Origin of the sequence: Marinoscillum sp. 108, from assembly GCF_902506655.1 — a bacterium.
Classification (GTDB): Bacteria; Bacteroidota; Bacteroidia; order Cytophagales; family Cyclobacteriaceae; genus Marinoscillum; species Marinoscillum luteum.
Window position 1 is genome coordinate 930,604 of record NZ_LR734808.1, and the last position, 12,720, is coordinate 943,323.

General features: G+C 45.7%; 9 protein-coding genes. 3 read left to right on the forward strand and 6 right to left on the reverse strand.

Annotated elements, in window-relative coordinates; genetic code table 11:
- The first annotated feature begins 29 nt into the window (after positions 1-29).
- Entirely contained in the window at positions 30-1,280 is a 1,251-nt protein-coding gene (locus tag GV030_RS03800) for a M48 family metallopeptidase (protein ID WP_159579965.1), read from the forward strand.
- On the opposite strand, the gene GV030_RS03805 is transcribed toward GV030_RS03800, so the two are convergent.
- From GV030_RS03805 to GV030_RS03820, 4 genes are all read right to left on the reverse strand, one after another.
- Positions 1,257-2,723 carry a TolC family protein gene (locus GV030_RS03805; RefSeq protein WP_159579967.1) on the reverse strand — a complete coding sequence of 489 codons (1,467 nt, stop codon included), beginning with the start codon at positions 2,721-2,723 and terminating at the stop codon, positions 1,257-1,259. The two genes, GV030_RS03800 and GV030_RS03805, sit on opposite strands and share 24 nt — an antisense overlap.
- Entirely contained in the window at positions 2,716-4,053 is a 1,338-nt protein-coding gene (locus tag GV030_RS03810) for an ABC transporter permease (RefSeq protein ID WP_159579969.1), read from the reverse strand. The genes GV030_RS03805 and GV030_RS03810 overlap by 8 nt, the downstream gene beginning before the upstream one ends.
- Positions 4,053-5,396 (reverse strand): efflux RND transporter periplasmic adaptor subunit, encoded by a 1,344-nt coding sequence (locus tag GV030_RS03815; protein WP_159579971.1) that lies wholly within the window; start codon positions 5,394-5,396, stop codon positions 4,053-4,055. Before GV030_RS03815 ends, GV030_RS03810 begins: the two co-directional genes overlap by 1 nt.
- Positions 5,397-5,549: 153 nt before the next feature.
- Complete coding sequence (locus GV030_RS03820; protein WP_159579973.1) at positions 5,550-6,488, reverse strand: aldose 1-epimerase; 939 nt, start codon at positions 6,486-6,488, stop codon at positions 5,550-5,552.
- A gap of 116 nt (positions 6,489-6,604) precedes the next feature.
- Between GV030_RS03820 and GV030_RS03825 the strand changes: the two genes are divergently transcribed.
- The gene (locus GV030_RS03825; protein ID WP_159579975.1) at positions 6,605-7,423 is read left to right on the forward strand and encodes a hypothetical protein; all 819 of its coding nucleotides are present in this window, start codon (positions 6,605-6,607) and stop codon (positions 7,421-7,423) included.
- A 156-nt stretch (positions 7,424-7,579) separates the two neighbouring features.
- Complete coding sequence (locus tag GV030_RS03830) at positions 7,580-10,678, forward strand: ATP-binding cassette domain-containing protein (protein WP_159579977.1); 3,099 nt, start codon at positions 7,580-7,582, stop codon at positions 10,676-10,678.
- A gap of 5 nt (positions 10,679-10,683) precedes the next feature.
- Here the strand turns inward: GV030_RS03830 and GV030_RS03835 are convergent, their stop codons facing one another.
- Together GV030_RS03835 and GV030_RS03840 are read right to left on the reverse strand one after the other, a co-directional pair.
- A complete protein-coding gene (locus tag GV030_RS03835) occupies positions 10,684-12,051 on the reverse strand; it encodes an alpha-amylase family glycosyl hydrolase (protein WP_159579979.1) in 1,368 nt (455 codons plus the stop codon).
- Positions 12,052-12,118: 67 nt separating this feature from the next.
- A complete protein-coding gene (locus tag GV030_RS03840; RefSeq protein WP_159579981.1) occupies positions 12,119-12,709 on the reverse strand; it encodes a pseudouridine synthase in 591 nt (196 codons plus the stop codon).
- Positions 12,710-12,720: the final 11 nt, after the last annotated feature.

Below are 12,720 nucleotides of genomic sequence, written 5' to 3' on the forward strand. Positions count from 1 at the left end.
ATCGGTCTTACTCTTAAACCAACCTTACTATGCGCCACTTTGTATTGATACTTTTTATTCTGTGCACTCATCTGTCTTTTGGTCAAATGGACAGTTTGCGCACCTATTACCAACTGAGCATAGAAGCCTACAAAGCCGGTGAATACGGAGATTTCTTAAGGTATACTGTTCGGGCCAATGAGATCAGACCTAATCACCCTGGACTCGCTTACAATCTGGCCTCAGCATACGCAGTGAATAATCGCAAAGAAGAGGCCGTAAGTGCACTGAGTACTTTTCTGAGAATGAATGCAAGCCTGGATTACCAGAAAGACTCTGATTTCGATTCGCTGCGGGGCTATGAACCTTACGAACAGCTGGTAGAACAAGTCGCCCAATCGACCAAAAAGATGACCAACGCACAGGTGGCATTCAAACTGAGCCAAAAGGAGAATCATTATGAATCCATGACCTACGACGCGGGTTCCGAAACCTTTTTTATCGGCACCATCAACACACGGAGAGCTATGAAGTACAAGAGTGGTGCTGTAGAACAACTCCTGGGAGATGAGCCCCTGCTTTACTCCATCATGGGGCTGGATATTGATCCTGAGACCAACATTCTTTGGATATGCAGTGCAGCGCTCCCGGAAATGCAGGGTTACTCAGACACACTCCAAAATAGGTCGTCAGTCTTTGGCCTGGATCTCACCACAGGAAAGGTGAAATTCTCCTACCTGATACCGGAGGCTACATTGGGAGACCTCATCAGCATGGGCAATGGTACTGCCCTGGCTTCAGACGGGTTGGGGAATAAACTGTACGAGCTGAGGCCTGATGGCTTTAGCGTTTTTGCTGACCTGAGTGGCACCCTGCTGAACCTTCAAGGCCTATCCAAGTCTGAGAACCAACTTTACATTTCTGATTACCTGACCGGGCTCTATTCATTGAATTTAGAAACTAAATCATTGAGAAAACTCAGGGCCAATGATCTTTACTCTGAGAAAGGAACAGACGGGCTTTTGTCCTATCAGGGGCACCTTATTGGTTTTCAGAATGGCACCCAACCCAAACGGGTTACTGGTGTCAGATTCGATGCGCACAAAGCCGTGCAAATAAAACTGATTGAGCAAAACAGTTCGCTCAAAGGTGAGCCCACTCAGGGAGTCATTTCAGGCAACACCCTCTATTACATAGCCACCAGCGCTTGGGATGCTTACGAAGACGGGAAATATCAACCCGACACTGCCGCAGATCTTGAGATCAGAACTCTGGATCTAGTCCAGTTCCTGATAGAGTAACTCATCATTCATAAAGTCATAGAGTGTAAGCCTTCTTAGGTCGAAATAAGCAGCCCAGAAGGACCTCAGTGCACCTATATAGCTCCTCCTGGCATTGTCCTTTTCAGTCAGTGCTATATTCAGGTTGGTGATGTCTATTTTACCAATCAGGTACCTGTTTTGCGCGACCTCATACCTTTCCTGAGCCACTTCATCAGACTTTTTAGTGATTTCCACCTGTAGTCTGATCACATCCATCCTACTCACAAGCGTGATGATCTCCTGCTCGAAGTTCTGAATCTCCTGATCCAGGGTATATTGAGTCAGTTCCTGATTGGCCAGGGCAGTTTGTACCCGCGACTTGCTCCTTCCCCAGTCGAGTATGGGCACGCTCAGGGTAAGATTTACTCGCTGTTGATCATTCGGACTATTGTAGGTTTGAGGCAGGTCTCCGGCAGCATTGTTCAACCCAAAGGAAGCCACCAGGTTGGATTGAAACCTTCGGGCTCTGGCACTGGCCACATCTCTATCAGCTTCAGCTCTCCTCCGCTCAAACTCGATATAATCCGCCCTGTTTCGTTTGGCATAGGCCAATGCTTTGTCCAAAGCAATAGAGAACTCAGGAAGCTCTTCAGGAAGCAACAACTCCAACTTACTGGCGGTGGAGTCCTGTACGCCTATGTACCTTCTCAGGGCCAGTCGGGAGGTTTGCAGGTCCAGATTGGCCTGAGCCACATCCTGTTTGGAACGCAGCAACTGAAGCTCTACCTGGAGCAACTTGTCCTTGGAGGTCGTCCCAATGTTGTATCGCCCCTGCTCAATGTTGAATATGGTGTCATTATTCGCCAGGTTGAACTCAGCAATTTGCAGGTTGATCTGAGCATCCATGTAGTCAAAATAAAGGTTGGTGGATTGCAGCGAAATAAACTCCATCTCCTCTACATACGATCTTTTAGACTCCTCATATCTGAGCGGTTCGGTTCGTTTGTCCCATTTTAGCTGGTTGAAACCAAAGACCGGCTGCACCAACTGAATGTTGAACAAAGTAGTGTTATATATAGGATTGATCGTGGTTGAATTGGCGTTGAGGTCGTTAAACTGATTCAGGTTACTATTGATACTGATTTCTCCTCCTGTGGCCGCGATAGGCTGAATCAAACCCAAATTGAGACTGGACGAGAGCTGCTCACGACTTCTATAAGCAAACGTACCGTCATCCTGAGAAACCTGAAAAAAATCGCGGTTGTACCCTGGAAGATTTCCGGTCAGGTTCAGGGAAGGATTGTAGTCAGACTTAAAACTTCTGTATTGCCAGTAAAGATTCTTCTTTCTCGTTTCGGCAGCTTTGGCAGACGGAGATTGTTCTTTTGCCAGGTCAATCACATCCACGAGTGAAAGCTTGATTTGACCTGACGCAGTAAACGAAAGGCTAAAAATCAAGAGTAAAAAGGCTATTTTATTCATATCTAAGGGAGTCAATAGGGTTTTGAGAGGCTGCCCTTCTCGCCGGGGCAATTCCGAAAATAAGCCCCACAGCAGCAGCTACGCCGAAGGATAAAACAATAGATGAGAAGGTAATCACAGTAGGGATTTCCGCAAAAGCACTCACCATAATGGCGATACTCACACCGAGTATCACCCCGATAAGGCCACCCGAAACACTGATCATCATGGCCTCAAACAGGAACTGGTTGATGATGTCGAACTTCTTGGCTCCAAGAGAGAGTCGCAGTCCAATTTCCTTGATCCGCTCCAGCACAGAAGCCAGCATAATATTCATAATGCCGATGCCCCCCACCAACAAGGATATCCCGGCAATAGCACCCAAAACATAGTTAAAAATATCATTGGTTCTTTGTTGCTGTTTGAGCAGAAGCTCGGGAATTTCAATCTCAAAATCCACCACACTATAGTGTTTTCGCTGAAGCATTCGGCTGATCACATCAGCGGTAGCGCCAATTTTGGCCGTCTCATCCACTTGAACCACCAGTCGGTCCAGTTGGTGATAGTTCGGGTCCTGATTCTTCATCGCTTCCTCATCATCATCATTAAAGGAATTGGCCCTTCTAAGCATTTCGGTAGTGACCAACGCTCGGTTTTTATACCTGATGAGCATGGTTTGCAAAGGAACGTATACATCCATGTTGTAATCCCTGATACCCAGGTTGGAGATACTATTCTTACTAATCAGCCTTTCTTTGAGGATCCCAATCACTTTTAGCCAATTGTTTCCACACTTGATGTATTTGCCAATGGGGTCTTCTGTCGGAAAAAATTTGGCCTTGATGGATTTGCCAATAATACACACAGGTTCTCCACTGATGAGGTGATGCTCGGAAAACATGTCCCCTTTATCCAGCTCAAAATTGAAGATCTGAAAATAGGCTGGCTCTACCCCCACCAGTTTGGCTGTTCGCCTGAATCCATTGTTGATGATGTAAGTGTCCAGGGTGATTTCAGGACTGATCATGCTCACTCCCGGCACTACTTTGCGAATGGCTTCTGTATCCTTAGAGCTAAGTCCGGGTGAGAATTTCTGGGTTTGCCCTTTGTTGTCTTCATCCGTCAGCTTCTCCTCACTCTGAGGCACCACCGGTCTGATAACAATGTTATTTACACCTACCAGCTTGATCTGGTCAAGTATTTCCTGCTGAGCGCCATTGCCGATGGCCAGCATGGCAATCACTGCCGCCACTCCAAAGATGATCCCCAATCCGGTCAAAACGGACCTCATCCTGTTGGCCAATACCGCCTCAATGGCGATATATAGATTCATCAGTAACTTTTGATTCATCAGGCGTTGGGTTTCCTTTTTCTGCCTTGCTCTGGTTCAGGGGCTTTCACCGCAGGAGTTTCCTCGCTCTTCTTGCCCCGCTTACCGTTCAGTTCCGGGAGCAAAGAAACTTCTTCATCACCACCGTTGGGAATGGACAGGTAGAGTTGCTGACCTTCGGAAATGCCCATCAAGATCTGTGCAGAATTGGCATTGGTTTCACCCACCTGCACTTCTTGTTTGATATAACCCAACCCTTGTTTCAGATAGACATAGGTGATGCTATCTTCCTGATTGTGAAGGCACTCCAACGGAATGAAAATGGTCTCCGGAATTACATTGGTGAATATTTTATTACTGGTGGTCATCCCTGGACGAAGAGACTCGTCTATTTTGTCTATTTCTATCGTTACCTGAAAAACCTTGGCATCTGAGTTGGGTCGTTGCTCTCCTACATTGGCCACCCTCTTCACCAAACCCGTCAATCGCTTGTCAGGAAAAGCATCCAGCCCAATATCCACCTTCTGCCCCACAGCAATGCGCCTGATATCCACTTCATTCACATAAGTAATGGAATTCATGGAAGAGAGATCTGGCAAGGTCGCCACCACTGGATCCCAGGCACTAATCTGGCTTCCTTCTTTGATGGGCTTTCCGTCCCAGCCCTTGCGGTAAATGAGCATCCCATCTTCGGGCGCAGTGATGATGAAGTTCTCCTGAAGGTCCATCATCCCTTGCAGCTCTAACCGTACCTTTTTTCTATTGGCGGCTACCTCCTGCATCTTGGCTACATTCTGTTGCCTTTTGATCTCGTAGTTTTCTTTAGCCTGCTCAAAGGCACGCTTGGCTTTATTTACCTCTATCTCAGCCTGTTTGATCGTGGCAGGTGGCTCAAACTGAGATTGCTCCAGCACTAGCCGTTTCTCTTCTACCGCATATTCCAGATTGATTAGCTCATCACGCGATTCGCGCATTTGCAACGTGGTGTCCAGTTGGGTTTGTATGAACTGTGATTCTTTTTCCTCTACCTCAAGCTGCGTGTCTTTCACCCGTGTGGTGAGCTCAGAAGGATCCAGTCGGGCGATATATTGGCCCTTTTTCACATAAGTACCTTCGTCTATAATGTTTTGAATATTGACCTGATAAATCCGGTAGTTTCTCAGACCAGAAGGCCCCATTATACTGGTAGAGTTCTTGGCTTCCAACTCACCGGTAGTGTTCACATCCACGATGAACTCACCAACAGATACCGGAACCATAATGTCGGAAGAAATCCCGGTACCGGAGCCCCGTAAAATAAAAAACAGAATAAGTAAAAAGAGGGATGCCCCTCCTACAATCAGAACCCTTTTATTCTTCAGCATGCAACTAGATTGGTTAGTGATTACAAAACTATACTTTTAGTTTCTCGCCAGGTTACCATTTACACTCGCAAAAAACCATCAGTAAAAAAAATGTCTGTGTGGTATAACGGACAAACCCACTACCAAGTATACATCGAGATCCAAAAAAGGGGTTTATGGTGTCATATTAGTGTCTTTTATCAACTCTATTTGCACTTCACAATCAAAAGAATTTGCAGGTTCGAGGGTGAGCAGGCCTTCCTGATTGTTAAAGGCATTCACATTGCAGGTCATCGGTTCTATGGCGATGGTTTCACCTCCATCGGGTGTGAATAGCTGCAGATAGCTCAGAGAATCAGAGACTCTGAAGGAAACCCTGAGCGCATCAGGTCCTTTGAGGGAATAGGTCGTTTCTCCCTTTAGCTGATAAGCATTATCCAGTTTGTGTTTGTTCAATGCCAAAACCGGATTGGGAATGAGCTTTCGCTCTCCGGTAGGAATGGAAGTTCGCTGATCCAGCGCAATCTCCTCCAGATCACCCGAACTGAATACATAATCGTTTACTCCGATACCTTCGATCTGAAAATATGGATGCCAGCCAATGCCGAAAGGTAAACGCTCCTGACCGGTGTTTTTTACCTGAAATTTCACACTGAAACCGGACAAATAGTATCGGTAAGTAACCTCAAATACAAATGGAAATGGATAATATGGAAGTTCCCCGGAATACTCATGAGCCAGCGTAATGGAGGCCTCCAGATCTGATTCCCTTGTGTCAGTGACCTTAAATGGCGCATTAAAAAGCATACCATGCAGCTGATTATTCACTTCTATCTCATTAATCGGAAACTGGTAAGACCGACCTTCGAAATGGTATTGTCCGTCTTTGAGTCGGTTTGGAAATGGGAACAATATCGACTGTTTAAACCAGGCGTTGCTCTCAAGATCCGCATCTGAGATTGGCCAAAGCACATCATGAAATTCCTGACCTGCATTCAATTTCATAGCTGTCAGCTTAGCTCCATACCACGGAGCTACCGTTAATAAAATTTTATCATCATGGATGATTTGAACGCGTTGTTTAGAGTCGTGGGAAGATTGGATAATTTTCATTTGAGTTGGTTAGTTCCTTTCGGATGGCTAAAATATATCCTCAAATAATTCAATATAGAGAACCAAGATATTATTTTTGATCCCAGTTAAAGAATATTCAATAACCTAAATCCATTATGAATAAGAAAGTGAACGTTGTGCTGCTAGTTGCGCTAAGTTTTGTGTTTACATATTGTAGCAATGCCAAAAAAGAAGCCGCATCCGAAAAAGCTGCGGAAAAAAAACAAGAACTGGAGCAATTTGTAGAAGAGCAATTTGAATATCCTTTGCCTACCTCCTTTGAAGTAACAAAAATGCTCCAGGATGCCAATGCCTCATATAACAGTGAGATCACCAATGATGCCGGAAGCGTGGACAAATATGTGGCTGAATGGCAAAAAGCACTTAACCTGGGTGTCTACGGTGCAGATCTCAGCTATGCCAGTACTTTCGATAAGCAGCAGGAGTCTGTAGCCTTCCTGAATGCATCCAGAAGATTGATCGAAGAGTTGAATGTGTCAACTGCTTTCAATAAAAGCCTTGCCGATCGTATTGAGGATAACCTGGAAAACAAAGATTCTCTGATCATGATCATCACTGAATCATTCTATCAGACGTATAACTACCTCAACAAAAGCGGAGATGAGAAAACTTCTCTTTTGGTAGTGGCCGGAAGTGTTATAGAAGGGCTATACATCACTGCTCAATTGATTGAAGCCAGTGACTACAACGCGAGTCTGATGAATGTACTGGCTGCCCAGAAAGACCAGGTGGGTGACCTCACTACTCTTATGGAAGCACACGCCAGCGATGAAAACGTAAACAAGGTGTTGCCCTTTCTCAGGTACGTGAACTTGTTTTACGATCAGATTGGTGAAGGTGAAGAAATCAGCAAAGGCCAGTTTGATGATGTATCTGCCAGTATCTCTGAAATGAGAGCAAAGATTGTAGGTTAATCACCTTAGTAAATAGACTCTGAAGCCGTCTCAGGTATGTTCAGATCAGTTGAGCACTATTGCAAAGTCTTTACAAGCGAAAGCTCATAAGGCAAATTCAAAAAGTCCGCACAAACTTGATCTATATTTGAGACGGTTTTTTTATGACCCATACCTATGACCGAATCAATCATTAATGCATTAGTCCACCTTTTCGCTATTATCGAAAGTGTGAAAGAGGATAATGACGTGGTGGATTCGGGTGAGCTCATTATCAAACCATATTTGAGTAAGCTCCTCAATCAGGAACTCACCAACGAGTACCTACGGTTGTTTTATGACTACCTCTCCTTTTACCGGGAGGTAAATGCCGAGGCCAGCGATCACATCCTGGAAATTGACTCTTCCAGCATCTTGCAGGTGGCCAAAATATGCAATCAGCTCAATAAAGAACTCCAGTCCAGGGAACGAATCATCGTGTTTATGCAACTGTTGGAGCTCATCAATACAGATGAGAAGGTGATCCCTCGTGAGAACGAGTTTATTTCCCTTGTGGCGATGAACTTCAACCTGAATGCGGCGGAAGCGGACTCATTGAAGTCGTTTATCATTGATCCAAACGGCAAAGGTATCGATCAGGATAAGGCCATGGTCATCGACAATAAGATGACCGAGTGGCCCGAAGAAGTGGCCTGGATGATGCGAAAGAAGAGCAAGAAGCTTCCAGGCGCCTCTGGTTTTCATCACATGTACGTGGAGAACCTTTTTGGTAAAATCCTGGTGTTGCATATTGCCTCCGTAGACACATATGTATTTAAGTATGACGGCCCGCTGAACCTCTACCTGGAAGGCAACAAAATTGTTCCCAGAAAATTCTATTTGCTAAAACCCGGATCCATTATCAAAGGGCCCAACATCAGGTCCATTTATGAGTCCGAAATCATCCGCCAGTTCGTCCAGGAGCGCAATAAAGTCAAAATAGTACTGGCCGGAGAAGACCTGACTTACCGGTTCAAAAACAGCGCCAATGGAATCCATAAGTTCAGCTTCAATGAAGAATCTGGTAACCTGATAGGCATCATGGGTGGAAGTGGTGTAGGTAAATCTACACTCATCAATCTGCTCAATGGAAAACTAGAGCCTACATCTGGCCGGATTCACATCAATGGTCACACCATTCATAGAGCCAGCCAGGAAGGAGTGATCGGCTATGTACCTCAGGATGACATGCTCTTTGAGGAACTGACGGTCTACCAAAACCTTCATTTTAATGCGCAAATCTGTTTCAGTGATTTTTCTCCTACCCTGTTGGAGAAAACTGTGAACAAAATTTTGGATGACCTGGACCTGCAGGACATTAAAGATCTGAAGGTGGGTGATCCGTTGAATAAGTTTATCAGTGGTGGTCAGCGCAAGCGCCTCAATATTGCCCTGGAGCTGATGCGGGAGCCTGCAGTGCTTTATGTAGATGAACCAACCAGTGGCTTATCTTCGATGGATTCCGAAAAGGTGATGCTCCTGCTGAAGGAACTCGCCCGCAGGGGGAAACTGGTTATTGCGATCATTCATCAACCATCTTCTGATATTTTCAAGCTTTTCGATAAGCTATGGATATTGGACAAAGGCGGGTATCCGATCTATAATGGCAACCCGATAGATGCAGTGGTCTACTTTAAGACCATGAGCACCCAGGTAAATGCCGCGGAGAGCGAATGCACCCGCTGCGGCAATGTGATACCGGATCAGATTTTGCAGATCATTGAGGCCAAAGAAATCGATGATGCTGGCCGGATGACCAATGCGAGAAGGGTGACACCGAATACCTGGTATGAAAAATACCAAACCAATCTGGAGAGCAAACTCAAGAGAATCAGGTTTGAAGAGCGGCTACCTGCGACCAACTTCCATATTCCTTCGCTCTTTCATCAGTTTAGGATTTTCTCCAAAAGAAACCTGTTCTCCAAGCTGTCCAATACGCAGTACATTCTGATCAATTTATTGGAAGCACCGCTCCTGGCCTTTATTTTGGGTTATTTCTCTAAGTACGCGCCAAGTGGAGAATATGTGTTCGCAGATAATAAAAACCTACCTGTGTACCTGTTTATGGCGGTGGTTGTAGCACTATTTGTGGGCATGTCTGTCAGTGCGGAGGAGATCTTCAAGGATCGGCGGATACTCGAGCGGGAATCGTTTTTGAATCTCAGCCGATTTAGCTACATCAATTCCAAAGTGGTTTTCCTTTTTGCCCTATCTGGTATCCAGACCTTATCATTCGTACTGGTGGGCAACTACGTGCTGGAGATTCAGGGTATGACCTGGTATTACATGATGATCCTTTTCTCCACGTCGTGCTTTGCCAATATGATAGGACTGAACATTTCATCGGCACTCAACTCCATCATCACCATTTATATTCTCATTCCCTTTATTCTGGTGCCTCAGCTCCTATTGGGTGGTGCCATGATCAAGTTTGACGAGCTACACACCGGCATAGCCAAGCAATCACATGTGCCACTGGTGGGAGATGTGATGGCCTCCAGATGGGCCTATGAAGCGCTCAGCGTGGCGCAATTCAAACACAATGCCTATGAAAGTCATTTCTTCGAAGCAGACAAAGCAATGAGTCAAAACTCATTCCAAAGGTCTTACCTGATCCCCGGCCTGGAAACTGCCACCAGAGACATCCTCAGAGATAGTGGTGCCTATGAATCACACCAGGCCGATTTTGATCTGATTCAAAAAGAATATGATTATCTGGTAGAGCACTTTGAGGTGAAAACCTTTCCCATGATAGGGTCATTCTCTCCTGCCCTTTTTTCACCATCAATTGGCCATCGTTTTTTGAATTATCTCGATGATCTGAAAGACTCATTTCAAGTCAAATACAAAGATGCAGTGGCTAAGAAAGATTCGATCTACGAGAGCCTGATTGACCAAATGGGAAAAGAAGAGTTTTACCAACTGAAACGTAATCATTTTAACGAGAGCGTATCTGACCTAGTGGAAAACAGGAATGAATTCAATAAAATCATTCGCTCGGATAACCGACTCATACAGCGAAAGGATCCGATTTTCAAAGACCCGTACAGCCACATGGGAAGGGCGCATTTCTATGCTTCTGAGAAAATCATAGGTGATTGGCACATAGATACGGTTTATTTCAATGTCATTGTGCTTTGGGTGATGATTGGCTTGCTTTATTTGCTGCTCCTGAGTGATGGACTGAAACGTACCCTTGGCATGTTTGCCGGGAAAAAGAAAAACAAGAATTCCTAAGGCCACTATCGGGCCGTGTAAACCTCATATCCCCAGGCTGGCAGGGTCATTGCTTCCTTCCCAGTGAGAGTGGCTGTGGACCGACTTTTAAAACTTTTAAAATCTCCCTGATACTCTTGAGCATCGACCGTGAAACGCACCTCTTCGGGAGAGCAGTTAAAAACAGCCAATACACGGTTGCCGTCTTTCACCCGATAAATCGCAATGATCTGATCCGGATTTGAGGTGGTTAGCAGCTCCATTCGGCCACCCCAAGCCCCATTCCAAAGCGCTGGGTTATCTTTTTTAAGTTTATTCAACCGCGAATAGAGTGCATTAAACGGGTGATCGCCCCACGAGATTTCATCCTTTTCGGTAAGAGACAGCGAATGGTTGAGCCCCACTTCTTGCCCAGAATAGATCATGGGTATGCCCTGCATGGTGTAGGTCAGTACCGCATACGCTTCCGCGGCTTTACCAAATCGTTCAAATACACTTCCCTCTTCTGCATTTTTTTCATGGTTGGACGTATACAGCATTCGGATGCCCCTATTGGACGTACTATCCAGTTGAGATTGAATGAATACGCGAATTACAGCGGCGCTCACTTCTCCTCTGCTAACTGCCTGCATGGCCTTTTCCAGTTCCCATCCGCTCACTATGTCAAATCCTGTCGGCACAGAATGACCTGGTGCATCTGCTAGTAAAATCACTGGACGCACGGACTCGAGCGTCTTGCGCACATCCTCCCAAAATGATGGCAACACCTTGTCATTCACATGAAGAACATAACCATCCAGGTCATATTCGGTCACCCAGTAAGTCATGGCGTTCTTCATATATTCACGCAATGCAGCCACATTGTAATCAAGGGCAATCACATCGGATTGACTGTTATGCTCTGGTGTAATGAAATTTCCTTCATCATCATGCAGATACCAATCGGGGTGTGACTTGGTGAGTACATGATCCCAAGCCGTAGCACTAGCTGCCCAGTCCATCAATACATACATACCAGCCTCATGGATGGCCTGGATGAGTGCACGAAATTCCTCTTTGGTGCCCATATCCGTATGAATGGCATAATAATCCTGAACAGCATAAACTGACCCCAAGGTGCCCTTGCGCTTCTCTTTTCCAATGGGATGTATGGGCATCAGCCAAAGTATATCCACCCCCAATTCTTTCAACCTTGGAAGGTGCTTCTGGAAAGCACTGAAGGTGCCCTCAGGGGTGTATTGCCTGATGTTTACCTCATACAATACGGCGTTTTTCATCCATTCCGGCTGAGTCGCCTGTACCAACGAGGAAGACTCCAATTGCCGGGACTGCTCTGGGGTCTGGCAATGAGCACACATAGTGAGGATTACTATTGCTGAAATAAATCTATACATGCTGGAATTTTATACTTGATTGGGCCAAGATAACGGATGCCGTCTTTACCCACCAAGCGTGGAATAACTAGATCAACCTGAGTTTTTTGTAAAGGACTTTCTCTGAAATCTGAGTAATACCACCCGGCTGAAGAGGAAACACAGAAAGGTCCTCAATGCCCACGCGTACCAGTCGCAAGGTCGGGTGCCCGATTTTAGCAGTCATCTTGCGTACCTGCCTGTTCTTGCCTTCCACTAGTCTGATCTCCATCCACGACCTCACCGGATGCTTGATATAATTGACCGGGGGATCACGCTCCGCGAGTGCTGGCGTTTCTATCAGTCTTGCTTCGCATGGCAGGGTGTGATAAATCCCCTTCACATTGATTTCCAATCCGTTTCTGAGTGCATCCAGGGACGTCTCCGTAGGAATACCCTCCACCTCTACCCAATATGTTCTTTGGTGGCTATTTTTGGGATTCAGAAGGGCGGAGTTTAGCCTTTTATCATTGGTGAGGATAAGCAGCCCCTCGCTATCCAGGTCCAGGCGGCCAACGGGATAAATGTCCCTGGGTAAATCAAAGATGGTACCCAAACCCGGATTACCATCTTCGCTGGTGAACTGAGTGAGCACCTTAAAGGGCTTATAGATAATGAAATACTGCTTGGTTCGCGCCATTGGGTAATCTA